General features: G+C 49.2%; 1 rRNA gene. It reads left to right on the top strand.

Going from position 1 to position 394, the window contains the following annotated elements:
- A 23S ribosomal RNA gene (locus V6C27_14855) occupies positions 1–394 on the top strand; the annotation flags it as partial.

Raw genomic sequence — 394 nt, 5'->3', positions numbered from 1 at the left:
GGTTGCAAAGACAACCAGGATGTTGGCTTAGAAGCAGCCACCATTCAAAGAGTGCGTAATAGCTCACTGGTCAAGTGACCCTGCGCCGAAAATGTAACGGGGCTAAGTTATACACCGAAGCTTTGGATTGAGAATTTATTTAACTATACTGTTACCGACGGGATTTAGCGCAGTTTGGTAGCGCGCCTGCCTTGGGAGCAGGAGGCCGGGGGTTCAAATCCCTCAATCCCGACCATAAAAAGTAACAGTTTAGTTAATAATCTTAGTGGTAGGGGAGCGTTCCTACAGCGTTGAAGCAGTACCGCAAGGAGCTGTGGAGTGGTAGGAAGTGAGAATGCCGGTATGAGTATGCGATAAGGCAGGTGAGAATCCTGCCCGCCGAAAACCCAAGGTT

The sequence above is a fragment of the Peptococcaceae bacterium 1198_IL3148 genome, from assembly GCA_036763105.1.
Taxonomy (GTDB): Bacteria; Bacillota; Desulfotomaculia; order Desulfotomaculales; family Desulfohalotomaculaceae; genus JBAIYS01.
This window is presented reverse-complemented; position numbering and strand designations above follow the sequence as displayed.